General features: G+C 35.3%; 19 protein-coding genes and 1 pseudogene. 4 read left to right on the plus strand and 16 right to left on the minus strand.

Features of this window, described 5'->3' with window-relative positions:
• Positions 1–206 precede the first annotated feature (206 nt).
• The 11 genes from carB to BG262_RS01545 all read right to left on the minus strand — a co-directional run bounded on the left by carB (position 207) and on the right by BG262_RS01545 (position 13,829).
• Complete coding sequence (gene carB, locus BG262_RS01495) at positions 207–3,386, minus strand: carbamoyl-phosphate synthase large subunit (protein WP_070787123.1); 3,180 nt, start codon at positions 3,384–3,386, stop codon at positions 207–209.
• A 161-nt stretch (positions 3,387–3,547) separates the two neighbouring features.
• Positions 3,548–4,633, minus strand: coding sequence for a carbamoyl phosphate synthase small subunit (locus tag BG262_RS01500; RefSeq protein ID WP_070787124.1), 1,086 nt, complete (start codon positions 4,631–4,633; stop codon positions 3,548–3,550).
• Positions 4,634–4,635: 2 nt separating this feature from the next.
• Positions 4,636–5,589 (minus strand): aspartate carbamoyltransferase catalytic subunit, encoded by a 954-nt coding sequence (locus BG262_RS01505; protein WP_070787125.1) that lies wholly within the window; start codon positions 5,587–5,589, stop codon positions 4,636–4,638.
• A gap of 18 nt (positions 5,590–5,607) precedes the next feature.
• A complete protein-coding gene (locus tag BG262_RS01510; protein ID WP_070787126.1) occupies positions 5,608–6,603 on the minus strand; it encodes an NAD(P)/FAD-dependent oxidoreductase in 996 nt (331 codons plus the stop codon).
• Positions 6,604–6,693: 90 nt separating this feature from the next.
• Positions 6,694–7,974, minus strand: coding sequence for a uracil-xanthine permease family protein (locus BG262_RS01515; protein ID WP_070787127.1), 1,281 nt, complete (start codon positions 7,972–7,974; stop codon positions 6,694–6,696).
• Between the two features lie 26 nt (positions 7,975–8,000).
• Positions 8,001–8,522: a bifunctional pyr operon transcriptional regulator/uracil phosphoribosyltransferase PyrR gene (gene pyrR, locus BG262_RS01520; RefSeq protein ID WP_070787128.1), complete on the minus strand. Its 522-nt coding sequence runs from the start codon at positions 8,520–8,522 to the stop codon at positions 8,001–8,003.
• A 250-nt stretch (positions 8,523–8,772) separates the two neighbouring features.
• Positions 8,773–9,504, minus strand: a complete 732-nt coding sequence (locus BG262_RS01525) for an MIP/aquaporin family protein (RefSeq protein ID WP_070787129.1) — start codon at positions 9,502–9,504, stop codon at positions 8,773–8,775.
• A 150-nt stretch (positions 9,505–9,654) separates the two neighbouring features.
• Positions 9,655–11,469, minus strand: a complete 1,815-nt coding sequence (gene glmS / locus BG262_RS01530) for a glutamine--fructose-6-phosphate transaminase (isomerizing) (RefSeq protein WP_070787130.1) — start codon at positions 11,467–11,469, stop codon at positions 9,655–9,657.
• A 207-nt stretch (positions 11,470–11,676) separates the two neighbouring features.
• The gene (locus BG262_RS01535) at positions 11,677–12,573 is read right to left on the minus strand and encodes an RluA family pseudouridine synthase (RefSeq protein WP_070787131.1); all 897 of its coding nucleotides are present in this window, start codon (positions 12,571–12,573) and stop codon (positions 11,677–11,679) included.
• The gene (gene lspA, locus BG262_RS01540; protein WP_070787132.1) at positions 12,570–13,043 is read right to left on the minus strand and encodes a signal peptidase II; all 474 of its coding nucleotides are present in this window, start codon (positions 13,041–13,043) and stop codon (positions 12,570–12,572) included. The genes BG262_RS01535 and lspA overlap by 4 nt, the downstream gene beginning before the upstream one ends.
• 78 nt (positions 13,044–13,121) lie before the next feature.
• Positions 13,122–13,829: a beta/alpha barrel domain-containing protein gene (locus tag BG262_RS01545; protein WP_070787133.1), complete on the minus strand. Its 708-nt coding sequence runs from the start codon at positions 13,827–13,829 to the stop codon at positions 13,122–13,124.
• A 232-nt stretch (positions 13,830–14,061) separates the two neighbouring features.
• On the opposite strand from BG262_RS01545, the gene BG262_RS01550 reads away from it, so the two are divergent.
• The gene (locus tag BG262_RS01550; protein WP_070787134.1) at positions 14,062–15,201 is read left to right on the plus strand and encodes an amidohydrolase; all 1,140 of its coding nucleotides are present in this window, start codon (positions 14,062–14,064) and stop codon (positions 15,199–15,201) included.
• A gap of 165 nt (positions 15,202–15,366) precedes the next feature.
• On the opposite strand, the pseudogene BG262_RS01555 reads toward BG262_RS01550, so the two are convergent.
• The 5 genes and pseudogenes from BG262_RS01555 to parE form a co-directional block, all read right to left on the minus strand.
• Positions 15,367–15,774, minus strand: a pseudogene (locus BG262_RS01555) (VOC family protein).
• A 59-nt stretch (positions 15,775–15,833) separates the two neighbouring features.
• Positions 15,834–18,263, minus strand: coding sequence for a DNA topoisomerase IV subunit A (gene parC, locus BG262_RS01560; RefSeq protein WP_070787135.1), 2,430 nt, complete (start codon positions 18,261–18,263; stop codon positions 15,834–15,836).
• 11 nt (positions 18,264–18,274) lie between these two features.
• Positions 18,275–18,928 carry a potassium channel family protein gene (locus tag BG262_RS01565; protein WP_070787136.1) on the minus strand — a complete coding sequence of 218 codons (654 nt, stop codon included), beginning with the start codon at positions 18,926–18,928 and terminating at the stop codon, positions 18,275–18,277.
• 8 nt (positions 18,929–18,936) lie between these two features.
• Entirely contained in the window at positions 18,937–20,268 is a 1,332-nt protein-coding gene (locus BG262_RS01570) for a TrkH family potassium uptake protein (RefSeq protein ID WP_070787137.1), read from the minus strand.
• 17 nt (positions 20,269–20,285) lie between these two features.
• The gene (parE, locus tag BG262_RS01575) at positions 20,286–22,226 is read right to left on the minus strand and encodes a DNA topoisomerase IV subunit B (protein ID WP_070787138.1); all 1,941 of its coding nucleotides are present in this window, start codon (positions 22,224–22,226) and stop codon (positions 20,286–20,288) included.
• Positions 22,227–22,485: 259 nt separating this feature from the next.
• Here parE and plsY point away from each other — a divergent pair, with 259 nt between their 5' ends.
• The 3 genes from plsY (at position 22,486) to nrdI (ending at position 23,847) form a co-directional block, all read left to right on the plus strand.
• On the plus strand, positions 22,486–23,124 hold the full coding sequence (plsY, locus tag BG262_RS01580) for a glycerol-3-phosphate 1-O-acyltransferase PlsY (protein ID WP_070787139.1): 639 nt from the start codon (positions 22,486–22,488) through the stop codon (positions 23,122–23,124).
• A 140-nt stretch (positions 23,125–23,264) separates the two neighbouring features.
• A complete protein-coding gene (gene nrdH, locus BG262_RS01585; protein WP_070787140.1) occupies positions 23,265–23,486 on the plus strand; it encodes a glutaredoxin-like protein NrdH in 222 nt (73 codons plus the stop codon).
• A gap of 1 nt (position 23,487) precedes the next feature.
• On the plus strand, positions 23,488–23,847 hold the full coding sequence (gene nrdI / locus BG262_RS01590) for a class Ib ribonucleoside-diphosphate reductase assembly flavoprotein NrdI (protein ID WP_233278809.1): 360 nt from the start codon (positions 23,488–23,490) through the stop codon (positions 23,845–23,847).
• Positions 23,848–23,877 lie beyond the last annotated feature (30 nt).

Genomic DNA, 23,877 nt, shown 5'->3' on the forward strand with positions numbered 1-23,877 from the left:
AAAGATTAAATATTGAATTACGAGGTGCCAAGCTTCCGATAGAACTTTCGTTCATCAAGACGAAGGCAACCAAGTAAAGTAATTAATTTTAAGTCATCCAAGTATTTAGAGATTAAAAAATTGAATTACAAGGAGCCAAGCTTCGATAGAACTTTCGTTCATCGAAGCGAAGGTAACGAAGTAAGGCAATTAATTTTAAGCCTAAATTAGATTTTGTGAACGCTGAATGAACGAGTCTCAAGCACCTTCAAGATAGCATCCGTAGTATCAAGAGCTGTAAAGAGTGGAACACCACGTTCTACTGCTTCACGACGAATGTACAAGCTATCATCATTTTCAAGGTTACGGTCAGTTCCAGTAGTATTTACAACTGCTGCGATGCGTCCACTTGCAATTAAGCTTAGGATATCATCTTCTGCTTCACCAATCTTGTTAACAGCTTCAACATTAAGTCCCTTTTGGTTAAGGAACTTAGCAGTTCCATCTGTTGCAAGTAAGCTATATCCGATGTCAGAGAAACGTTTAGCAAGTTCATAGGCTTCATCTTTATCACTATCAGCGATTGTGAAGAGAACTGATCCAAATTCTGGAAGGTGGATGTTACTTGCTTCAAAGGCTTTGTAAAGAGCTTTATCTAAAGTATCATCTGTACCCATTACTTCCCCAGTAGATTTCATTTCAGGGCCTAAAAGCGTATCAACTTTTTGAAGCTTAGTGAATGAGAAGACTGGCGCTTTAACGTGAACTTGGTCGCTAACTGGCGCTAAACCATCAGAGTATCCAAGGTCTTTGATTTTCTTACCAAGGATAGCTTGTGTGGCAACTTGGGCCATTGGGATATCAGTAATTTTGCTCAAGAACGGTACTGTACGGCTAGCACGTGGGTTAACTTCGATAACGTATACTTTGTTATCATGGATTACGAACTGGATATTCATCATTCCAAGACAGTTAAGTCCTTTAGCTAGACGTTTTGTATAATCAACAATTGTGTCAATTGTTTCTTGGCTAAATGTTTGTGGTGGGTAAACGGCCATTGAGTCACCTGAGTGAACCCCTGCGCGTTCAATGTGTTCCATGATACCTGGGATTAGGACAGTTTCACCGTCACAGATGGCATCAACTTCACACTCTTGACCAACAAGGTATGAGTCAACTAATACTGGATGGTCTGGGCTAGCCTTAACTGCTGTTCTCATATAAGAACGTAGGTCTGCTTCGTTAGCAACGATTTCCATTGCGCGTCCACCAAGAACGTATGAAGGACGGATAAGAACTGGGTATCCAATAGCATTAGCGTTTGCTACTGCTTCTTCTTCGTTAGTTGCTGTTGCACCAGGAGGTTGTGGGATATCTAAGTCTTTCAAAGCTTTCTCAAACTCATCACGGTCTTCCGCACGGTCTAAGTCAACTACTTGAGTTCCTAGAATCTTAACACCTGCTTTTTCAAGTGATGAAGCAAGGTTGATTGCTGTTTGACCACCAAACTGTACGACAACTCCGATTGGTTGCTCAAGTTCGATAACGTTCATAACATCTTCGAAAGTTAGTGGTTCAAAATATAATTTATCAGATACTGAGAAGTCAGTTGATACTGTCTCAGGATTTGAGTTCATAACAATTGCTTCGTAGCCAAGTTTTTGTATTGCTTTGATTGAATGTACTGTTGCATAATCAAATTCAACCCCTTGACCAATTCTGATAGGACCAGATCCTAAAACTAGAACACTTTCCTTATCAGATTTTACTGATTCATTTTCAATTTCATATGTTGAATAGAAATAAGGTGTTGAGCTTTCAAACTCAGCCGCACATGTATCAACCATCTTGTAGACTGGTTTAATGTCATTCTTCTCACGCATTTCGCGTACTTTTTCTGGAGTCATTGACCAAAGATCAGCGATCTTACGGTCTGCAAACCCATTTCTCTTAGCCTCATATAGAACTTCAGGATTGAAAACCTGTGTCTTAAGTTGTTCTTCAATTTCTACAATATGTGCTAATTTATCAAGGAAGAATAAGTCAATTTTTGTAAGCTCAGCGATTTCACTAATAGTGATACCACGACGAATTGCTTCTGAAAGGTAGAAGATACGGTCGTCTTGAACTTTAACCATTTTTTCATATAATTCATCTTCGCTAGCATTTTCTGCTTCTTCAGATTCATTATGATAAGCACCAACTTCAAGACTTCGAACTGCTTTAAGTAAGCTTTCTTCAATGTTACGACCAAGAGCCATAACTTCTCCAGTTGCCTTCATTTGAGTTCCAAGGTGACGGTCACCATGCTCAAACTTATCAAATGGGAAACGAGGAATTTTAGAAACTACATAGTCAAGTGCTGGTTCAAACATTGCATAAGTTGTACCAGTTACTGGATTCTTCATTTCATCAAGTGTGAAACCAACTGCGATTTTAGCAGCTAATTTAGCAATTGGATAACCAGTTGCTTTTGATGCCAAAGCTGACGAACGAGATACACGAGGGTTTACTTCAATTACATAGTAGTTTAATGAGTGTGGATCAAGTGCTAACTGTACATTACATCCACCTTCAATTTTAAGAGCACGAATGATTTTTAGACTTGCATCACGTAACATTTGATATTCAATATCAGAAAGAGTTTGGCTTGGTGCAAATACGATTGAATCCCCTGTATGGACTCCAACTGGATCAAAGTTTTCCATATTACATACTACAATTGCATTGTCAGCAGCATCACGCATTACTTCGTATTCAATTTCCTTATAACCGGCAATTGATTTTTCAATCAAACATTGAGTTGCAGGTGATAATTTAAGTCCGTTGGCTGCAATTTCACGAAGTTCTTCTTCGTTATCACACATACCACCACCAGTTCCGCCAAGAGTGAAGGCAGGACGTACAATAATTGGATATCCAATGATGTTAGCAAAATCAACTGCTTCTTCAACAGTATGAACGATTTCACTTTCAGGAATTGGTTGTTCAAGTTCTTCCATCAATTTTTTGAAAAGATCACGGTCTTCTGCTTGGTCGATTGCTGAAAGTTTTGTTCCTAGAAGTTCAATATTTAGTTCATCTAAGATTCCTGATTCAGCAAGTGACATTGCCATGTTAAGACCTGTTTGTCCTCCAAGTGTTGGAAGGATTGCATCAGGTCTTTCTTTTCTGAGGATACGGCTTACAAATTCAAGAGTGATTGGTTCAATATATACTGAATCAGCAATCTCTTTATCAGTCATGATTGTTGCAGGATTTGAATTTACAAGAACTACTTCGTAGCCTTCTTCTTTAAGAGCTAGACAGGCTTGTGTTCCTGCATAGTCAAATTCGGCAGCTTGACCAATGATGATTGGACCAGATCCGATTACCATAATTTTATTTATATCGTTACGCTTTGGCATTTCTTCTCCTTGTTATAAATTCTTCTGAGTTAAGCTAATTTCTTGATTAACCTATAATTCATTGACGGGATTCACCTACTAGAATTTTCATAACTGCTTCACATACGACTTTGAACTGTAGTTCAAAGTTAATAAATCGTATGCTCAACTGTTTTCAAATTCTAAACAGTAGGTTCCTCACCTTTGAAAATATCTATCATTTCCATAAAGTCATCAAATAAATAGCTTGCATCGTGTGGTCCAGGTGCTGCATCTGGGTGGAATTGAACTGAGAATGCTGGGAATCGTTTGTGGCGTACTCCTTCAACACTTTCATCATTAATTTCCACATGTGTAATCATCAAGTCGCTTGGAAGATTTTCACTTGAAACAGCATAGCCGTGGTTTTGTGATGTAAAATCAACACGACCTGTCGCAATTTCTCGAACTGCATGGTTAAATCCACGGTGACCGAATTTCATTTTGTAAGTTTTTGCTCCGTTTGCCATTGCAAATAATTGGTGACCCAAACAGATTCCAAAGATTGGATATTTCCCTTGAATTCCACGAATCATATCAAGTGCTTGCGGTACATCTTCTGGGTTACCAGGTCCGTTCGTAAGCATTACTCCATCTGGATTCATTTCAATAATTTCTTCAGCAGTTGTAGTATGAGGAACTACAGTTAAGTTACATTCTCTCTTAGACAGTTCGCGTAGAATTGAATGTTTTAATCCAAAGTCAACAACTACGATGCTACGACCTGTTCCTGGTGCTGGATAAGGAGTTTTTGTAGAAACTTGCGATACTTGATTTGTTGGAAGAACAGTTGCCTTAAGTTGACTTTCAAGATGTTCAATTTCATCCCCAACATTGGCCATTGTTGCTTTTAATGTACCGTGTTCACGGATAATCCTTGTAAGAGCTCGTGTGTCAATTCCTGAAATTCCTGGAATATTTTTTCTTTTTAGAAACTCATCAAGGCTCATTTGGTTACGGAAGTTGCTTGCAAGTCTAGCATTCTCACGTACTACCACACCCTTACATGTTGGTGAAATTGACTCGTAATCATCGCGATTAATTCCGTAGTTACCAACTAACGGGTAAGTAAAAGTCAAAATTTGTCCGTTGTATGATTGGTCAGTAATTGATTCTTGGTAACCTGTCATTCCTGTTGAAAATACAAGTTCTCCAGTTACGTCAACATCAGCTCCAAAGGCAGTTCCTTCGAAAATTGTACCGTCTTCTAATATTAATAATCTTTTCATTCTTATTTGTTCTCCTCATCAAGCTTTTGCTGATTCCTGTAATTCATGATTGCATCAAGGATTGCCATACGAACATAGACACCGTTTGTCATTTGTTCAACAATTCTACTTTTGGGACTTTCAACTAAATCATCATCTATTTCAACTCCACGGTTAACTGGCGCTGGATGCATAATAATTGCTGCGTCCTTCAATCTGTCGTATCGTTCATGGGTTAAGCCAAACTCTTTATTATATTTAGCTTCTGAAAACTCTTCACTTCCATGATGTCTTTCATGTTGTACTCGAAGAAGCATAAGAACGTCAAGTTCTTCAATGATATCATCAAGTTGGACATGCTTACCATATTCGTCAAATTCATCAGTGTGCCACTCATCAGGTGCTATAAAATAAAGCTCAGCTCCTAAACGTTTAAGCATAATCATGTTTGATTTTGCAACACGCGAGTGGCTCAGGTCTCCTGCGATAGCAATCTTAAGACCATTGAAGTGACCAAATTCCTCATAAATTGTCATTAAATCAAGAAGACATTGTGAAGGATGCTGTCCACTTCCATCTCCACCATTTACGATTGAAGATTTAATAGTTGGGCTTGCAATAAGTTCTTCATAATAACTATCTTGTGGGTGACGAATGACACAAACATCAATACCAATGGCAGACATTGTAAGTACCGTATCATAAAGAGTCTCCCCTTTATTAACTGAACTCGTTGAAGCATCAAAGTCGACCACTTTGTATCCAAGTCTTCTCTCTGCTACTTCAAAACTCTTATGAGTTCGCGTACTTGACTCAAAAAACATATTTGCCACAAATTCTTCTTTCAAAGACTGAGCAGACGGATTTGTCTTTTTGTATTCTTGAGCGTTTTCAACAAGTGCCATAACCTCTTCATTAGAAAGAGTTTCCATCGTTACCAGATGTTGTAAGGCAAGTTTTCCATCTTGATTTATCATTCTATTTCCTTTTCTACATTAAAAAAGTGATGTGCTATGAACGATCCTTGAATTTTTAGGATAAAGTTTTTCTACAATTTGATTTACTGCAGTAGGACCCTCACCAAAGCCTTGGGAAATTAATTTTAATTTTCCAGGGTATGTAGCTCCATCTCCTATTGCGTAAATTAGTGGCATATTTGTTTCCATTAAAGAATCAACTTCATACAATCCACGATTCTTGTTTAGGTCAATCTGCCAGTTTTTGCTGTGGCTATTATCACTTAGAAAGCCGTAATTAACTATCAACTTGTCGACAGAAATTGTTCTTTCTTCATCTTGTGACTTCACCTTAGTTAGATTTATCTCAATAGCATCTCCTGCATCTTGGATATTGTTAAATTTATATGGTGTTAAAACTTCAACACCTGAAAGGTGAAGTTGTCTGACACTTTCTTCTAAAGCTCGAAATTCTTTTCTACGATGAACAAGGTAGACCTTATTAGCAACTTGAACAAGCATCATGGCAATATCAATAGCTGAATCACCACCACCTGCCACAACTACATCAAGTTCCCTGTAATTATCTAGTTTATCTACATGGTAGAAAATTCTTTCTTCTTCATTTACCAGATTTTTATCAACATCTGCCGCTAATTGACGGGGGTTAAAACTCCCATTTCCTGTAGCAAGAATGATTGACTTAGTCTCATAAGCACCTTTGTCCGTAGTAACTAAATAATTATCACCGACTTTTTCGATGTCTGTGACCGATTGGCCAACTTTAATTTCAACTTCTGGCATTTTTTCGACTTGCTTACTCAACTGCTCAACTAGTTCACTAGCTTTCACCTTTGTGTGTCCTGCAACGTCGTGTATATATTTTTCAGGATAGATGGCCTGTAATTGACCACCAACCTGAGGTAGACTTTCAATAATTTGTGTTTTCACACTTCTCATTCCGGCATAAAATCCGGCGTACAGACCGACTGGGCCTGCTCCAATAATGGTAATGTCATAAATTTCCTTAGACATTTTATCCCCCTTATGATCTATATTTTGGAAAATGATTTTCCAAAATTAAGTTTATCATAAGATGATTTTCTTCTCTAATGTTTGAGCTTCTTAATGTCCTGCTTCATTTGCAGCAGTCTTTGGTAAGATCATGTTTAAGAAGATTCCAAGGATTGTTGAGAAGGCCACTCCTGTGATTGCGAAGTTTCCAATTTGAAGTGTAAGGTTTCCGATACCCGATACCAAGATTACACTTGCGATTAGTAGATTACGTTTGTCGTTAAAGTCTGTTTTATTTTCAACTAAGATTCTAAGTCCACTTGCAGCGATTACACCGAAGAGTGCAATACTTACTCCACCAAGAACTGGTGCGGGAATGCTTGAAATCAATGCTGACATTTTTCCAACAAAACTTAGTAAAACTGCAAGGACTGCAGCACCTGCGATTACGAAGACACTGTATACCTTAGAAATTGCCATAACTCCGATATTTTCACCGTAGCTCGTTACTGGAGGAGCTCCGAAGAAACCTGCAATAATTTGAGCAAGTCCGTCTCCTTCAAGAGTCTTATCAAGACCTGGTTCTTTAAAGTAGTCACGACCTGTTAAGCTGTTAAGTACCATAATGTGTCCAAAGTGCTCAGTCATTGTTACAAAAGCGATTGGAGCCATCATAAGGATTGCACTTGGATAAATCTTAACTTGATAATCCAGGAATGGAATATCAAATGTTGGTGCTTTAATCCAAGGACTTGATGTTACGTGTGAAAAATCAACAATTGGTTGACCAATTACTTTTCCAACTACAAGTGCAAACAAATATCCAACGATAATACCTAGTAAAATTGGAATTATTGAAACAAATCCTTTTCCGTACATATTGAAGAGAATTACTGCAAATACTGTGAAGAGTGAAATTATCAAATATGGTAGGAAGTATTCTCCATTACGATTCATGGAATCATTAACTGCATTTCCAGATAATGATAATCCAATAACCATTACTACTGGTCCTACTACGATTGGAGGAAGAATTTTATCAATCCAAGCATTTCCAGCTCTTTTTACAATCATAGCAACAATAAAGTAAACAAGTCCTCCTACCATTGCTCCTTGAGCAACAGCAGGCATACCGTCATGTTTAAGTAAGTATTGCATTGCTCCAATATAGGCAAAACTTGAACCCATGTATGCTGGAACTTTAAACTTAGTTACAGTTAAATGAGCCATTGTTCCAAGCCCACTTGAGAATAGTGCAATACTTGGATCAATTCCAACAAGAATTGGCACAAGTACAGTAGCTCCAAACATTGCAAATAAGTGTTGGAAGCTTAATCCAAGTAGCAAGCCTGGTTTTGGCATGTCATGGACATCATAAATTGGTTTTTCCATTATTTAGTTTGTATCCCTTCTTGGTATTAGTCTTCTTTTCTAATTTTGATGCTATCTTCACCATCAACTTCACTTACTGTTACGATAATTTCTTCATCACGACTTGTTGGAATATTTTTACCTACATAGTCAGCTCGGATTGGAAGTTCACGATGTCCACGGTCAACGAGTACAGCTAAGCTTACTTTTGAAGGGCGACCTAGACTTACTAGCGCATCGATTGCTGCACGAATTGTACGTCCTGTATAAAGTACGTCATCAACTAAGATGATTTCTTTTCCTGTAATATCAACAGGGATTGATGTAGTATCTTCATCTGTCTTTTTATCATCACGGAATGGATTTGTATCAAGTTCTCCAAGAGGGATATCAATATTTTCTAATTGTTTAAGACGTTCTTGAATTCTTTTTGCAATATATACTCCACGAGTTTTAATACCTACAATTACTAGGTTATCTAAATCTTTATTACGTTCAATAATTTCGTAAGTGATACGTGTAATAGCACGTTTCATTGTAATTTCATCTGTGATTTCTTTAACTGACATTTTTCTCTCCTCATTTCTCTGTAGTAGATAAGAATTAACTTATCAAATGTGATATTCAGCAAAAAACACCCTGCCAGAAGGCAGGGTGTGTCTATGAAAAAGTTTACACTGCAAAGTGAGTGTATACTATATAATCAATTTGGCACACCTTTACAGCCTCTCTGGACTATTCTTAAAGGTTTTATTTATTTTATCAAATTTTTTGGTAATTATCAATAGAAAAAAAGAATGGAATAAATTCCATTCAATATTAATTTTTACTTAAGTCTAGGTCAAGATCTTGGTCACCTGGGTCAACTTCTGTGCCTAGTAGGCTTTTAGCTACTATTGCAGCAAGTATACCACCAACTATTGGAGCTAAGATGAATAACCAAATTTGGCTTAATGCTGTTCCTTGAACCAATACTGCTGGTGCAAGACTACGAGCAGGGTTTACTGACATACCAGTGACTGGTACACCTACAAAGTGAAGACCTGTTAATGTCAAACCAATTACAAGTCCTGCTAAGCTATCATTTCCTCGAGCTGGACTTGTTACTGTCATGATAACCAATACAAAAATGAAAGTAAGAACAGCTTCCACGATAAATGCACCAGTTGCTCCAACATTAATCATTGCATCCGCACCATAAAGGTTTTGACCAAGTGCTTTTGTATCTCCACCAGCAGAATTAACTAAAGCTAAAAGTGTCAAACTACCTGCAAATGCTCCAACAACTTGTGCAATGATATAACCGATTAAGTCAGTCATGTCCATTCTTTTGTTTACAAACATTGCGATTGATACTGCCGGGTTCAAATGAGCACCTGAGATAGTTCCAATGCTATATGCTGCCATCATAACAGCTAATCCGAATGCTAGTGCAATACCAACAAGGCTAACAATTGAACCTGCTGCTGCTCCACCACCAAAGACTGCTGCTGCTGTACCTACAAATACTAAAATAAATGTTCCGATAAATTCTGCAATATATTTTTTCATTTTATTGCCTCCTTACAGTCAATAATAATAGCACTTTCAATTTATTATGTAAAAAGAAACACTTATTTTTCTGAAATTTTCAGAAAATCTAAAAGAAGACAGGAGTTACTCCTACCTTCTTATGAATTATATATTAAATTTTTATAAAAACTATTCAACTGTAACAGCTTTTGCAAGATTACGTGGTTTATCAACATCAAGCCCACGCGCAATTGAAGCATAATATGCAATCAATTGCGTTGGAATTACCATTGCAATTGGTGCAAGATAAGGATGAACTTCAGTAACAATAATATCATCATCCTCTTTTGCCATACTTTCTTCAACCACAGTAAGCACACTAGCTCCACGAGCAACTACTTCCATAATATTTCCTCGAGTATGAGCGGAAACCTTTGGATTATTAGAAATTAATGCAATTACTGGAGTTCCTTCTTCAATTAAAGCAATTGTACCATGTTTCAATTCACCTGCAGCAAATCCTTCACATTGGATATATGAAACTTCTTTTAACTTAAGACTTGCTTCCATTGCAACATAGTAATCTTCAGCACGTCCAATATAGAAAGCATTTCTGCTATCAGCAATTACTTCATTTACTTTTTCTTCTATTAATTCTTTTTCTGATAAAGTAGCTTCAATTGATTGAGCAGCGATTGATAATTCCTTAACTAAATCAAAATCAAATGCTTCTGATTTATTATTAGCTTCACCGACTGCTTTTGCAAGAAATGTTAGTGCTGCAATTTGAGCAGTATACGCCTTAGTTGATGCTACTGCAATTTCAGGTCCAGCATGTAAAAGCATTGTGTATGTTGCTTCGCGAGATAGAGTTGATCCAGGAACATTTGTAACTGTCAAACTTGGAATCTTTCTTTCATTTGTTTTAACTAACACTTGACGTGAATCTGCAGTTTCCCCTGATTGAGAAAGATAAATAAAGAATGGTTTTTCCGATAATATAGGCATATCATATCCCCACTCACTAGCAACACCCAATTCAACTGGTGTATCTGTAAGTGATTCAAGAGTTCTTTTTGAAGCATAACCAGCATTATAGCTTGTTCCTGCTGCAATAATATAAATTCTATCAGCATCTTGAACTGCTTTTACAATCTCAGGATCTACGTTCATACTTCCATCCTCATTAGCATATTTTGTAATGAGTCTTCGCATGACTGACGGTTGTTCATCAATTTCTTTCAACATATAGAAAGGATAAGTTCCCTTACCGATATCTGAAAGATCAAGCTCAGCAACATATGAATCTCTCTCAACTTTATTACCATCATAATCAGTAACTTCAACATTATCTTTTGTTAAAACTACTAATTCTTTATCATGAATTTCCATAAATTCATTAGTTTCACGAATCATTGCCATAGCATCTGAACATACCATATTATATCCATCACCTAGACCAATAAGAAGTGGACTTTTATTTTTAGCAACATAGATTACATCTGGATCATTTTCATTCATCAATGCAAAAGCATATGAACCTTCAATAATATGAAGAGCTTTTTTAAAAGCTTCTAATGTTGATAATCCTTCATTAGCGAATTTTGCAATCAACGCTACTGCAACTTCTGTATCTGTTTCACTTTGGAATGAATAATCTGGTAAATATTTTGATTTAATTTCTAGATAATTTTCAATTACTCCGTTATGAACAAGTACAAACTCACCATCTGCACTAGCGTGAGGATGTGAATTTTCTTCACTTGGTTGACCATGTGTTGCCCAACGAGTATGACCAATACCCGCAGTTCCTGCAACTTCCATGCCAATTTTTTCCCTTAACTTAGCAATTCTGCCAACTGATTTGATTAAATTCTTATTTCCTTTAGCATTATTTACAAAAATTCCGGCTGAATCATATCCTCTATATTCAAGTTTTTCAAGTCCTTGCATCAAGATATCTACTGCATTATTATTTCCTACAGCACCAACTATTCCACACATATCTATATCCCCCTTTAAATTGGTATATACTTTTTTATTATTTTTTTATAAAACATAGATACTATAAAACAATACTTATCAGATGTCAATAATAAAAATTTTTTATTAAAAAATCATCCATTGGTATACATTGATAGACAATTAACTTCAATCATTCAAACAATCTATATATAAGAATGTAAAAAAGCATCTAGTTTAACTAGATGCTTATACCTTATCTCTTAATTTTTCAATTGCTTTTTGAAATACTTCAGGTGCTGGTGCTGTAAACTCTATCCACTCTCCTGTAGTTGGGTGTTCAAATCCTAAAACTTCAGCATGAAGAAATTGCCCTTCATTTGGTGTTAATGTTTTTCTCGGACCATACAATGGATCTCCTGCTACTGGATGACCAATATAAGCCATATGGACACGAATTTGATGAGTACGTCCTGTTTCAAGTTCAAGCGAAATCAATGTATAATCATCGAATCGTTCAATAACCTCAAAACGTGTTACCGCAGGTTTTCCGCTTGCAATAACTGCTTGACTTTTACGATCTTTAGGATTACGACCAATTGGAGCTTCAATCATTCCTTTATCACTTGGAAGATTACCATGAACAATAGCTAAATAACGACGTTTACTTGTTTTTGCTTTCAGTTGTTCTGCTAATTTTTCATGGGCTAAGTCATTTTTAGCGACCATCAAAAGTCCTGATGTATCTTTATCAATTCTGTGTACTATTCCAGGACGAATAACTCCATTAATTCCTGATAAATTTTTAATTTGATGCATCAATCCATTAACTAAAGTTCCTGATGTATGACCTGCTGAGGGATGAACAACCATACCTTGTGGCTTGTTTACTACTGCAACATCATCATCTTCATATATAATATCAAGAGATAGGTCTTCAGGTAGGTATTCTAAAACCTCTTCCACGGGCTCAGTAAACTCAATCACATCACCTTCTTGAACTTTATATTTTGCTTTTGCAATATTACCGTTAACAGTAACTTGACCATCTTTTATTAATTCATTGGTAACTGTTCGTGAGTATTTTGTTAGGTCTGCCATAGCTTTATCGAGTCTACTTCCAGCTTCTTTTACAATTATCTTCATTTATTCTTACTTTTTCCTTTCTTGCTATCTTCTCTAAAGATACAAATATAAATCAATATTAATCCAACAGTTAAAAAGGAATCCGCTACATTAAAAATCGGAAAATTAATAAAGTCTAATTGGAACATATCAACAACATAACCAAGACGAACTCGATCAATGAAATTACCAAGAGTCCCTGCAATTATGAGAGCAATACTATATGAAATTCCATTATTTTTATTGATATTTTTAACCAAATAATAAGTACCTACTACCAAAGCTATCGCTGTTATGATTGTAAAGAACCACTGCTTGCCCTCGAACATTGACCATGCGGCACCTGTATTTTGGAGATGGGTTAAACTTAGGATATTTTTTATAAAAGGAATGCTATCTCCTAAGGGGATATTTTTCACTGTCCAAAATTTAACAAATTGGTCAGCAGCAACTCCTAAAATTATTATTAAAAGTACTAGTATTTTTTTCATAAGTCTAATTATACCATAAGAATTTTTAGTGGTGGAAAAAAATTAATTAAAAGAGAGGCCACTGACCTCGACTTTCTTCTAATATAATTCATGGTCTTCCCTATAATGCTGCATTTTTTTGTGGAATAACTTTTCTGCCAGTCCATAGCCTGTTACTGTGATTGCATTTGCTCCAGCTTCAATCGTTTCAAGAATAGATTCTTCGTTCTTACCACCAGACGCAATGATTGCCACGTCAGGATATTCATCAACTGGGAAAAAAGATTTAACATGCTTAACTAATTTTACTGTGTCTTTTCCTCCAGCTACGTTGAAAATATCAACTCCTATTCTATGTAAGGCAACTAAATCTCGCTCAAAATCTAGTACCGTGTAGATTATTGGAACATCAATATATGAATCAACAAGCTTGATAGTTTTTTCATCAACTGGACCATTTAAAACAACTGCTGATGCACCTTTTTGATCCGCTGTCATTCCATTTGTAGCACAACGAATCCCTGACGTTAAACCTCCTCCGATTCCTGCAAGAACTGGCATTCTAGCAACATTTAAGATTGATTCTAGAATCGCCATATCTGCAGTAAATGGGTAAACGTTTAAGATAGCATCTGCATTTGTATTTGAAATCACTGTAACATCGTTAGAATACAAAATACTTTTTATTCTACGCCCCTTAATCATGAATCCTGATGCTTTAGAAATTACTTTAGGCATTGATATGATAGAATCACGACTTCTTAATGTAGAATCAATATTTGGTATATGTTTAACCGGTTTTTGCATAATATTTTCCTAATCTTTTTATTATAAATTTGATTATAGCACCAAAATTTATTTTCAAATGATTAAGAGATAAATTTTACATAAAATTTACTTAATACATATCTTCATCTATGTGATATTGAGACATTTAAAATTTTTAACTTGGCATCAAATTTTTCAAAGATAATAATATAGTTACTAAATCTTTAATTTGATATGATTGTATGTACATATTAAGAAAGAGGATTAATAAATGGCTATAGAAAAGGAATTTTTAGATAAATTTGTGGGAATAAGATATCATATCCATCAACATCCAGAATTATCAGAACATGAATATGAAACAACTGAATATATAAAAGAATTTTTAAAGGAACATGACATAAAAATAATTGATTCTGGTTTAGAAACTGGAGTAATTGCTGAAATCGGGAATGATAAGAATAACATTATCGGGCTTCGATGTGATATTGATGCTCTTCCAATATTTGAAGAAACTGGTCTTCCCTACGCATCGGTTAACGATGGGGTAATGCACGCCTGTGGTCATGATTTTCATACCACTTCACTTCTTGCTACTGCTGAATTATTAAAAGCAAATGAAGATAAACTTAAGGGCACTGTTCGTCTTTTCTTTCAGCCAGCTGAAGAAAACTTCCAAGGTTCACAGGCTGTAATTAAGACTGGTCTTCTGTCAGATTTAAGTGCTCTTGTTGGCTTCCATAATTTCCCTGATTTACCTCTTGGTACTATTGGATATCGTCAAGATAAGCTAATGGCAAGTGTTGATAGAATAAAGGTCAAGATCAAAGGAGTGGGTAGTCACGCTGCTCATCCTCATGAGGGAAATGATCCAATCGTTACAGGATCGCAAATAATCACTAACCTTCAAAGTCTAATATCCCGTCATGTTCCTAGCAAGGAAGAAGCTGTTCTATCCATTACACATGTTCAATCTGGTAGTACTTGGAATGTTGTACCTGATACATTTGAATTTGAAGGCACACTTAGAACTCTCAATGAAGATATCAGAAAAAAACTAAAAAATTTATTCTATAAAACAGTTGAAAATACAACAGATATCTATGGTCAAACGGTCGATATCGAGTGGACTGAAGGCTCTGACTGTCTTGATAATGATTTGGAACTTTTCAATAAACTTATTCCTAGTATTACTGATAACTTTTTAGATGCTATAAAAATTGAAAGCAATCTAACTGGTGAAGATTTTTCTCGTTATCATAAATATGTTCCGATATTCTTCGCCTTTATCGGTACAGGAAAAAATATTCCACTCCATAATCCTAAATTCTTAATCGATGATAATGCCTTAATTTATTCAATTAATTATTATCTTGATGTAGTTCAAAGACTACTAAATATAAAATTATAGTCACTTAAAAATAGACTAATACATCGTTGACTCATCTCGATGAACTCTAGTTCTATCATCAATTCGTCGCCTTGTCTTATTTCTATTTTAATCAACTATAGATATTTAAAAAGGACCAGAAGGTCCTTTACACTTATACTCTAGCAAATATCAGTTAGAGTTTTTTTAATGCCAAACTGGTTGCCAAGTTACACCAAACTTATCGACCACCCATGCTACTTTTCGATTATCTAGAACTTTTTCAGGTCCCATCATAACACTTCCGCCATCTGATAATACCTTAAATAAATTATCGAACTCTTCTTCCGTTTGACAATCAATGTAAAAAGATGTTGCTCAATTAAATGATGGAGCGTCCCCTGGTGCCATATCCATGAACATAAACTCTTGACCTTGAATGTCTAAGATTCCATTTAAAACGCCTCCAACCATTTCTTTTGAAATATTTGGAAAATCTTCAGTAAAAAATTGAAGGTTTTTAACTGTCGTACCTGGAATATTCTCTGTGTAATATTCCATTGCTTCTCTTGCTCTACCGTCAAATGTTAAAAAAGTTGTAATTTTTGCCTTCATAGTAACTTCTCCTTTTTTCTTAAGTATAGCAAAAAAAATCGAGTTTCCTCGATTTTAAATTAATTATCATTGTCATCAATTTCGATAACATCCTTAACGCCTTTTTCCTTATCTTCATCAAAGATAAAGCTTCCGTTACTTGTTCTTTCACTGTAACCGAGGTCCGCTGGATGAATATCAAATTCATGCAACATTTCTGAAATTATTCTAAGATTAGTATCTTCAAGTACATTACCTGCAGCAAAAACTCTATGTGGTGTTTTCTTAAGTTCACGTAATACTAAAAGTCCTCTATTTGCACGGCTAGTAACTGGTATTTCTGATACCTTCATTTTCTTAAAGGCACCTCGTTGGGTTAATAGGTACATATCGGGAGATTTAAGAAGGAATGCTGAAGCAATCACATCTTCATCTTTTAGATTCATTGCTTTGACACCAGCTGCCTTTGCACCAACTACTGGTACTTCGCTTATACCAAAATGAAGTGCATATCCACGATATGATATTAACATTACTTCATCAAGTTCTTCTGTTGGACCAACTGCAATCACTACATCTTCTGCCGATTTTAACTTAGCATATTTTGATGACTTAGACTTATAAGTGCGCCATGGCTTGAACTCGCCCATTGATACTCGTTTTATTTGACCTAGTTTTGTTACTGCATATAATAACTCTTCATTAACCTCGTCAAAATTAGTAACTATTTGTGCAAAGATAACACGTTCTTCTGATTCAAAGTTAGTTATCGACTGCGATAAATGTTCCCCAGTTTCTTTCCAACGAATATCTGGAAGTTCATGAATTGGTCGATAAATAACATTACCTAGATTAGTAAAAATCATTAAATGTGCAGTCGTTTTGGTATTTTCCAGGAGGACTAACTTATCTTCTTCTTTCTTACCAAGTTCATCTATTTGACTAGACATGAAACTTCTAGGGGTTGTACGTTTTATATAACCATCACGTGTAACCGTTACGTATGTTTCTTCTTCGATAATAAGACTCTCTGCTTTGATTTCAACGTTTTCAACTTGGTCAACCAAGTTACTTCGGCGAGGATTAGCAAATTTCTTCTTAACCTCACGGAGCTCACGCTTCATCAAATTGAACATCGTTCTTTCATCATCAATAATGGCCTTAAGGGTCATTATTTGCTCTTTAAGCTCTGCATCTTCCTTCTCAAGAGTAACTATATCAGTATTAGTCAAACGGTAAAGTTGCAAGGTAACAATTGCTTCTGCCTGCTCTTCTGAAAAGTCATATGAAATCTTCAGATTTTCTTTAGCATCCGACTTACTATCACTTGCTCTGATTAAGGCAATAACTTCATCAAGAATACTTAGAACACGAATTAAACCTTCAACAATATGAAGTCGTTTCTCAGCCTTCTTAAGATCGTAACGACTACGAGAAACTATAATTTCCTTACGGTGACTAATGTAGGCTCTAAGTACTTCAATTACTCCAACCTGAGTTGGTGTCATATTATCAATAGCAACCATATTGAAGTTGTAGTTTGTCTGTAAATCTGTGTATTTATAAAGATAATTAAGAATTAATTGCTCATCGGCTTCTTTCCTAAGCTCGATAGCGATTCGTAAACCGTCGCGGTCAGATTCATCACGAACTTCAGCAATTCCTGCAATCTTTTGATTAACACGAACATCATCAATCTTCTTAACTAATGTTGCCTTATTAACCTCATAAGGAATTTCTGTAACAATGATTTGTTTCTTGCCAGCCTTAAGAATCTCAATCTCAGTCTTACTTCTTACAACAATGCGTCCTTTACCTGTCTCATAGGCACGTTTAATTTCATCTTTACCTTGAATAATACCACCTGTTGGAAAATCAGGCCCAGGTAAAATTTCCATCAATTTATCCACTTTGACAGATGGATGGTCAATCATATAGATTGCTGAATCTATAACCTCACCTAAGTTATGAGGTGGAATCTCTGTAGCATAACCAGCTGAAATACCTGTTGATCCATTAACTAAAAGATTAGGGTATGCTGCTGGAAGAACCGTTGGCTCTTTTTCAGTATCATCAAAGTTCCATGCAAATGGAACGGTATCCTTATATATATCTTGAAGCAAATAAGAAGATATTTCGCTTAATCGTGCTTCTGTATAACGCATTGCTGCTGGTGGATCACCATCCATTGAACCATTATTACCGTGCATCTCTATCAATGGTTCACGCATCTTCCAATCCTGACTCATGCGAATCATAGCGTCATAGATTGAAGAATCTCCATGGGGATGGAAGTTACCCATGACATTACCAACAGATTTGGCAGACTTACGATAACCCTTATCAAAGGTATTTCCATCCTTGTTCATTGAATACAAAATACGGCGTTGTACGGGCTTTAATCCATCACGGATATCTGGTAACGCCCTATCTTGAATTATATATTTTGAATAACGTCCAAAACGTTCTCCCATTATATCTTCGAGAGACAAATTTTGTATATTTGACATTTTTTCTCCTACTAAATAATATTACTAAGTTGAGATACTGCTTTCTTCTTACCTACTACGTAAATGAAATCACCTACATGTAAGATTGTATCCCCAGCACCAATTTCAGTTGTTCCATCAGTGTGCCTAACCATTGAAACATTTATTTCATGCTTATCATGGAAGTTAATATCTGAAATTTTTCTTCCTTCTAATTTTGGATTGTTTACCTTCATTTCAGCAAACATCATATCATGTGAAATTTCAAAGTACTCGAAGATATTTTTATTAACTAGTCTTTCAGCAAGTCTTCGACCTGCATCTGCCTCTGGCTGAATAATTACATCTGCTCCAACCTTTGCCAAAACTTTGGCTTGAATTGACGTAGCGGCTTTTGCAACAACCATTTTAGCTCCCAACTCTTTAGTTAATAAAGTTGTAAGTGTACTTGCTTGTTCATTTTCACCAATGGCAACCACTACATAATCAAAATTCCCAATACCAACACTCTCAAGCATTCTTTCATCTTGAGCATCACCAATTATGGCCTGTGTTGCAATATCCATATAATCATTTACTATGTCTTCATTTCGATCAATCGCTAATACTTCTTGTCCTCTTTCAGCTAGCCCTTTAACCACACTGCCTCCGAAGCGCCCTAATCCTATTACTGCATATGATTTCATAAAGTCTCCTATCCGATAATTACTTGTTCTTCTGGGTATTTAAAGTAACTTTCTTTTTTATCGCTATGGTTAATTGAATATATAATCGTAAATAAACCAATACGACCAACAAACATCAAGATAATAATTAATATTTTACCGAAAACTGACAAGTCAGGTGTCATTCCCATTGAGAAACCTGCCGTTGAAATAGCTGCTATAACTTCAAAAAAGATATATTCAATACCATTATAAATTGGCAATTTTTCAGTCATAAGTAGAACAAACGAACTAACTAAAGTAACCGTCATATAAAGGAACATTACTTCATAAACCTGTCTTACTGTATGCCTCGGGATAGTTCTATAATGGTAAGTAGTAACATCTTCTCTTCGTAAAATTGAACGAATATTCAAAAGTAAAACCCCAAATGTTGTAGTCTTTATACCACCTGATGTAGACCCACTAGTACCACCAATGAACATCAATATCATAGTTAATAGAACACTTGCATAAGGCATCTTGTTATAATCATAAATATTAAATCCAGCAGTCCTTGGACTCACTGCAAGAAAGAAGTTCTGACTAAAGTATTCAAGAATATTACCATCATAGTTTCCTGCATCAATCAGCATAAATAATAGAGTCCCACCAACCACCAAAAGTGCAGTCATAACAAGTGCAATCCTCGTATGTAAGCTGAGTCTAGGGTTATTTCGATAATTAAGCAAGTCCATCCAAATAATAAACCCAAATCCCCCAGATAAAATTAAAAGGGACATTACGATTAAAATATAAGGATCGTTTGCAAAATCCATTAAAGAATTACCAAATAAGTCAAACCCTGCATTTGATACTGCTGATACTGAATGAAAAATACTATACCAGATTCCTTTTTCCCAACCAAACATTGGTACAAAAGAAAATCCCAAAAGAATAGCTCCTATAATCTGAATAACTGCCATCATCTTAATAATGTAGTTAATAAGCTTAAATGCTTGACCAGAATTGGCAAAATTATAGGATTCTTTGATTACCATTGAATATTTGAGTGATGGGTTTTGACCAGTTATTGTTAATAAGATAACAACAACAGTCATAAAGCCAAGCCCACCAATTTCATTCATGAGTAATATCATAACCTGACCAAAGAAAGACCAATGGTAGGCAGTCGGTAATGTTGTAAGTCCTGTAACGCAAGTCGCACTAGTTGCTGTAAAAATAGCATCTAAAAGTGATGTACTTTCTCCTGATTTTGTAGAAATTGGTAACATTAGTGAAATGGTACCAACTAAAATAATAATCAAGAAACTCATAGCAATGATTTGTGCAGGTTTTAGTCTATTTAATAAATTCTCCATAACAATGCATCCTAAATCTAGAAGATGACTTCTCCATCTTCTTCAAGAGTAAATGTAACATTATTTTCAATCCATCTTCGACGCGGTTCGACCTTATCTCCCATCAAAACTGAAACGCGACGTTCAGCTCGAGCAAGATCATCTAGAGTAACACGAATCAAAGTTCTCGTTTCAGGATTCATAGTTGTTTCCCAAAGTTGATCAGCATTCATTTCACCCAGACCTTTATATCTTTGGAGGCTTGCTCCACGACCAAATTTTTTTCTTAATTCATCAAGCTCAACTTCATTCCAAGCATAAGCTATCTTTTCATTTTTCCCTTTACCTTCACTCATTTTGTATAAAGGAGGTAATGCTATATATACTTTTCCAGCTTCAACCAAAGGTTTCATATAGCGATAGAAGAATGTTAAAAGGAGGATTTGAATATGAGCTCCATCAGTATCTGCATCGGTCATAATTATAACCTTATCATAATTGACATCTTCAATATTAAAATCTACACCAACTCCAGCTCCAATAGTATAAATCATTGTATTAATTTCTTCGTTCTTCATAATATCTGAAATTTTTGCCTTCTCAGTATTAATTACCTTACCACGAAGAGGTAATATTGCTTGGAATTTTCTATCTCGACCTTGCTTAGCAGAACCACCGGCAGAATCTCCTTCGACAAGAAATAACTCATTTTTCTTAGGATTTTTAGACTGTGCTGGTGTTAACTTACCAGAGAGTAACCCTTTGTCTTTTTTAGATTTTTTTCCAGTACGACTATCTTCACGCGCTTTACGTGCAGCTTCTCTTGCCTCACGTGCCTTAATAGCCTTACGAATCAATCCTTGCGCCACTTCTCCATTTTCCATAAGGAAATATGAAAGCTGGGTGCTCACAATTGAATCAACAATTGGACGTGCTAGAGGACTTCCTAACTTATCTTTTGTTTGCCCTTCAAATTGTAAATGTTCTTCTGGAACCAAAATTGAAAGAACAGCCGATAGACCTTCACGATAATCTGAACCCTCTAAGTTCTTATCTTTTTCCTTAAGTAGACCTGACTTCCTTGCATAGTCATTCATTGACTTTGTCAGAGCAGCCTTAAAACCTGTTTCATGTGTGCCACCGTCTTTTGTGCGTACATTATTGACAAAGCTCAATATATTATCAGAGTAGCCATCATTGTATTGCATGGCAACCTCAACCTGAAAATCAGATTCTTCACCAGTAAAATACATTACAGATGTCAAATTATCCTTGTCTTCATTTAAGTAGGCTACAAAATCCTTAACTCCATTTTCATAGTGGAAGGTGTCTTGCTTATCACTTCTTTCATCTGTCAATGTCAATGTAACATTTTTCAAAAGGAAGGCTGTTTCATTAAGACGTTCAAAGATTGTGTTGTATTTGTATTCTATGGTAGAAAATATTTTAGAATCGGGTAAAAAGCTAACCTTTGTCCCAGTCTTCGATTTAGGAGCTGTACCGATTTTTTCTAAACTAGTAACTGGCTTCCCACCATTTTCAAATCTTTGGCGATAAACTCCACCATCTCGTGTAATCTCTACTTCTAACCACTCAGACAATGCATTAACTACTGAAGACCCTACCCCATGTAGTCCTCCAGAAGTTTTATATCCACCTTGACCGAACTTACCACCAGCGTGAAGGACAGTAAAAATAACTTCAACTGTTGGAATACCCATTTTGTGCATTCCTGTTGGCATACCACGGCCTGCATCAACTACGCTGATAGAATTATCTTTATGGATGGTAACATCAATCTTGTCACCAAACCCACTTAAAGCCTCATCAACAGCATTATCAACAATTTCATAAACCAAGTGATGTAGTCCTGCTGTATCAGTAGAACCAATATACATTCCTGGTCGTTTTCTGACGGCATCAAGTCCCTCTAAGACTTGAATTGCATCGTCATTATAATGATTAACATCAATTGTCATTTCTTAACCTCTAACTATAACTCTTCTGTGATATGCTTAAACTTCTTTTAAACTTATATTTCTATTATCTTTTTTACTACTTGTTATGAGAGCATACCACTTCATTCTATCTATTATACGAGAAAAAAATCAAAAAGACCATAAAAATTATATTTATTTATCTTCATAATGGCTAGTAAATGTATTAATTAATCTTTAAAATCTAAAGAAATAATTCTTTTGTATTATTTCTTTTAGTAAAATCTGATATAATTATCTTATGAAAATCGTTATATTATTAGTTTTAGCATATTTGCTAGGCTCAATTCCATCAGGTCTGTGGATTGGAAAAATATTTTTCCATAAAAATCTTCATGATTATGGAAGTGGCAATACAGGAACTACAAATACCTTTCGTATATTAGGTAGAAAAGCCGGAATTATTGTATTTATTTTAGACTTTTTCAAAGGTTATATCGCTACTTGTCTTCCATTAATATTTAATGTTCATGGAATCTCACCCGTCGTATTTGGTATTTTAGCAATTTTTGGACATACTTGCTCAATCTTTGACCACTTTAAAGGAGGAAAAGCGGTAGCAACAAGTGCTGGTATGCTCTTTGCCTATAATCCCTACTTCTTCTTTTTCTTGCTAATTATTTTTGTCATTACACTATATCTGACCAGCATGGTGAGTTTTGCAAGTGTTGCTTGTGCGGTTATTGGTGGATTAGCAGTTTTAATTTTCCCATCAATTCATTTTATCTTTAAATCATACGATCCCATTTTTACAATTTTAACTTTAATTTTAGCATTCTTTATAATTTATAAACATAAAGATAATATTAAGCGTATTATGAATCACGATGAAAACCTTGTCCCCTTTGGACTTAACATAACTAAACAAAAAACAAAATAATTTAATTTATATAAAAACACAAAATATAGGGTATACTTTTCAAAAAGAACACTATATATTGTGTTTTTTAACTTGCAAAAAATATTTTTTTGATTTAGAATAATCACATACTATTTAAAAAATGATAGGAGTTTATATAAATGGTTACAGTTTTTTCAAAAAATAATTGCATGCAATGCAAGATGGTAAAAAAATGGTTGAGCGATAAAGAAATTCAATTTCAAGAAATCAATCTCGATGAGCAACCTGAATATGTAGAAAAAGTAAAAGAAATGGGATTTATGGCTGCCCCAATTATTGCAAAAGATGACCTTTCATTCTCTGGTTTTCGTCCAGCTGAACTTGCTAAATTAGCGTCATAAGATGATGAAAATTGCTTATTTTTCTGTAACTGGCCAAGTTCGACGTTTTGTAAAGAAACTTAACTTACCAAGTTTTGAAATTACAAATTTTTCTCAATCAGATATTGATGATAGCTTTATTTTAGTTGTACCCACTTATGAGCCAGATATCACTTATCCTGCTGACGAATTCCTTGAAGATTATTCTGACAAATGTTGTGGAATACTTGGAAGTGGAAATCGAAACTTTGGTGATGAATTTGTCTATACAGCAAAAGATTTAGCTAAAAAATATAACCTTCCCATGCTGTACTCTTTCGAGTTCAATGGCACGCAAGAAGATGTTGCAAATGTATTAGAAATTATTACAAAAATAAAATAATTTTCTACAAATAATTTGCTATAATATTTA

This window comes from Floricoccus penangensis, from assembly GCF_001832885.1.
GTDB classification, from domain to species: Bacteria; Bacillota; Bacilli; order Lactobacillales; family Streptococcaceae; genus Floricoccus; species Floricoccus penangensis.

Excerpts from the sequence above, each read along its gene's own strand:
- carB (WP_070787123.1), bottom strand. The coding sequence starts at position 3,386 with ATGCCAAAGCGTAACGATATAAATAAAATTATGGTAATCGGATCTGGT.
- BG262_RS01500 (WP_070787124.1), bottom strand. The coding sequence starts at position 4,633 with ATGAAAAGATTATTAATATTAGAAGACGGTACAATTTTCGAAGGAACT.
- BG262_RS01505 (WP_070787125.1), bottom strand. The coding sequence starts at position 5,589 with ATGATAAATCAAGATGGAAAACTTGCCTTACAACATCTGGTAACGATG.
- BG262_RS01510 (WP_070787126.1), bottom strand. The coding sequence starts at position 6,603 with ATGTCTAAGGAAATTTATGACATTACCATTATTGGAGCAGGCCCAGTC.
- BG262_RS01515 (WP_070787127.1), bottom strand. The coding sequence starts at position 7,974 with ATGGAAAAACCAATTTATGATGTCCATGACATGCCAAAACCAGGCTTG.
- pyrR (WP_070787128.1), bottom strand. The coding sequence starts at position 8,522 with ATGTCAGTTAAAGAAATCACAGATGAAATTACAATGAAACGTGCTATT.
- BG262_RS01525 (WP_070787129.1), bottom strand. The coding sequence starts at position 9,504 with ATGAAAAAATATATTGCAGAATTTATCGGAACATTTATTTTAGTATTT.
- glmS (WP_070787130.1), bottom strand. The coding sequence starts at position 11,469 with ATGTGTGGAATAGTTGGTGCTGTAGGAAATAATAATGCAGTAGATATC.
- BG262_RS01535 (WP_070787131.1), bottom strand. The coding sequence starts at position 12,573 with ATGAAGATAATTGTAAAAGAAGCTGGAAGTAGACTCGATAAAGCTATG.
- lspA (WP_070787132.1), bottom strand. The coding sequence starts at position 13,043 with ATGAAAAAAATACTAGTACTTTTAATAATAATTTTAGGAGTTGCTGCT.
- BG262_RS01545 (WP_070787133.1), bottom strand. The coding sequence starts at position 13,829 with ATGCAAAAACCGGTTAAACATATACCAAATATTGATTCTACATTAAGA.
- BG262_RS01550 (WP_070787134.1), top strand. The coding sequence starts at position 14,062 with ATGGCTATAGAAAAGGAATTTTTAGATAAATTTGTGGGAATAAGATAT.
- parC (WP_070787135.1), bottom strand. The coding sequence starts at position 18,263 with ATGTCAAATATACAAAATTTGTCTCTCGAAGATATAATGGGAGAACGT.
- BG262_RS01565 (WP_070787136.1), bottom strand. The coding sequence starts at position 18,928 with ATGAAATCATATGCAGTAATAGGATTAGGGCGCTTCGGAGGCAGTGTG.
- BG262_RS01570 (WP_070787137.1), bottom strand. The coding sequence starts at position 20,268 with ATGGAGAATTTATTAAATAGACTAAAACCTGCACAAATCATTGCTATG.
- parE (WP_070787138.1), bottom strand. The coding sequence starts at position 22,226 with ATGACAATTGATGTTAATCATTATAATGACGATGCAATTCAAGTCTTA.
- plsY (WP_070787139.1), top strand. The coding sequence starts at position 22,486 with ATGAAAATCGTTATATTATTAGTTTTAGCATATTTGCTAGGCTCAATT.
- nrdH (WP_070787140.1), top strand. The coding sequence starts at position 23,265 with ATGGTTACAGTTTTTTCAAAAAATAATTGCATGCAATGCAAGATGGTA.
- nrdI (WP_233278809.1), top strand. The coding sequence starts at position 23,488 with ATGATGAAAATTGCTTATTTTTCTGTAACTGGCCAAGTTCGACGTTTT.